The following is a 2,395-nucleotide window of genomic DNA, read 5'->3' as shown; positions in this document are numbered from 1 at the left end:
TTTCAGTGCGTCTTCAAGGGAGTGGCAAACTACTATGCGGCGATAGTCGAAACTTCGCCGACCAACTTGTAGGGTGTAAGCCACATCAGGCAGGTGAAGATCGGGATGTTGTTGGAGGTGAGCAATTAAATTTGCTGTGGTAGTTTCTAGGGCTGTGCTGGTTTTAGCTGAAAGCACTAACAATTGCCAAGGGCGTGAGTGTAGAGACGTGCCATGGCACGTCTCTACAACTGGGGCTTCTTCCAAGACAACGTGGGCATTAGTTCCCCCTACTCCAAAAGAACTGACGCCAGCGCGGCGAGGAGTCCCATCAGTTTTCCATTCTGATAATTTAGTATTGACGTAGAAGGGGCTGTTGGCGAAGTCTATTTCAGGATTTGGTTGTTCAAAATGCAAGCTGGGTGGAATCATCTTGTGTTTGAGAGCCATGACTGTTTTGATTAAACTAGTCACACCAGCAGCTATATTCAGATGTCCCACATTAGTCTTTACCGAACCAATGGCACAAAATCCCTTCTTACTGGTGCGGGCTGCAAACACCTTCTTAAGGGCACTAATTTCGATCGGATCTCCCAAGGCTGTACCGGTTCCATGAGTTTCGATGTAGGTAATTGTCTCTGGATTAAACCCAGCGATCGCAACAGCATCAGCGATCGCTAAGGCTTGACCACCTACACTAGGAGCGGTGTAACCTACCTTAGCTGCACCATCGTTATTAATAGCTGAACCTTTGATGACTGCGTGAATGCGATCGCCATCTGCCAAAGCATCTTCTAATCTCTTGAGTACAACAATGCCTACCCCATCGCCGAAAACAGTTCCCTGTGCTTTAGCATCAAAGGCGCGACAGTGACCATCGGGAGAAGTCATTCCCCCTTCTTGATAGAAATAACCTTCTTTTTGTAGAGACTGGATTGAAACACCACCTGCCAAAGCCATATCGCACTCATAGTTCATCAATCCTTGGCAGGCTGAGTGAACAGCTACCAATGACGTAGAACAAGCGGTGCTAATGTTGATACTTGGCCCTCTCAGGTTTAATTTGTATGAAATTCGTGTAGCTGCAAAATCTTGAACATTACTAAAGAAAATTGAAGAACCGATTGATTTGCTCAGTTCGGGATTGGCACTGAGTTTGTTCAGCATATAGATACTCAGGTTAGTCCCCACGTAAACACCAGTCAAACCTGGGTCTGCACCAGGGTCATAACCAGCATTTTCCAAGGCTTCCCAGGCACACTCCAGCAAAATCCGGTGTTGGGGATCCATAATTTCGGCTTCTCGAGGCGAGAAATCGAAGAAAGCGGCGTCAAACATTTCAATGTCTGACAGACGAGCATCAGCCTTGACATAATGAGGGTCACGCAGCAATGCTGGATTTATGCCTGCAAGCTCTAATTCTTCATCACTCCAAAAAGAAATAGACTCTTTGCCATTGCATAGATTCTGCCAAAATTCATCAACACTTTTGGCTCCTGGAAAACGGCCAACCATACCAATTACGGCTATGCCTTTGACGGAATCGTGGATTTGTTGATTATCCATCTGCCTTCCTCCTTTGTTTCATTAATTGCCTTTTTCCTTGCATAGCCTCTTCTTTTTTCTTGGCACGTTCATCAGCTTGCTGAAATGTTGGCTGTTCAACCTGTTTTTCACCGAGATATTCTGCTAAGGCACTGATGGTCGAATATTCAAATAGGTCAGCAATTGATAAATTTTTATTTAATGTTTTAAGAAGTTTGTTGCGAACCTGAATTATTAATAGCGAATCTCCACCTAATTCAAAGAAATTATCATAGAGACCTACATCTTTGATCCCCAGAACCTCTTGCCAAATGTTGGCAATTTTTTGTTCAATTTCATTTGTGAGAGGAATGTAGGGATTTTGTAAATCTGGTCTGGGATGAAGTGATAATAAATTTGTTTGTTGTGGGAAAGATTTCAGATCAATCCATTGGTCAATCCTAGCTTGCAGTTCTCCAGTAGAGACAACTACATGATTGAATTGACTATAGTTCAAAATTCTTTGTAAAGCTTCTACACCTTCTTGGGCATTGAACGCAAATTCACTCACACTTGCGCCTAAAGATGTACTTTGTTGATTTTCTGTTTCAAGTTGCCAACTATCCCAGCTGACGCTAATCCATGAAACGGGATGGTTTTGATTATGTTGGTGTACAAAAGTGTCCATGAAATTATTTGCTGCTGAGTAGGCAACAAATCCTAATCCTCCTAAAACAGATGATAAGGAAGACAGCAATAAACAAAAGTCAAGCTCTGTGTTTTGTAATACTTTCTCTAAAACTATAAGTCCGTATACTTTTGCTTGAAATTGCTGCTCACAATCTGTTTTAGTTATCTTGTCAATGGCTGCAAAAGACTTGCCGCCAACGAT

At 42.9% G+C, this 2,395-nt stretch carries 2 protein-coding genes; both read right to left on the bottom strand.

All coding sequences use genetic code 11. The features are described from left to right. Nucleotides 1-1,545 (bottom strand): type I polyketide synthase (locus UYI_RS0112080; protein ID WP_016866925.1); only part of this gene is annotated, 1,545 nt, incomplete at its 3' end. Further along, on the bottom strand, nucleotides 1,538-2,395 hold an 858-nt coding region (locus UYI_RS32485), incomplete at its 5' end, for a KR domain-containing protein (protein WP_035138490.1). The genes UYI_RS32485 and UYI_RS0112080, both read right to left, overlap by 8 nt.

The organism is Fischerella muscicola PCC 7414 (assembly GCF_000317205.1).
GTDB lineage: Bacteria > Cyanobacteriota > Cyanobacteriia > Cyanobacteriales > Nostocaceae > Fischerella > Fischerella muscicola.
The sequence above is the reverse complement of the archived record's forward strand: the minus strand, read 5'-3'. Positions and strand labels throughout refer to the sequence as shown.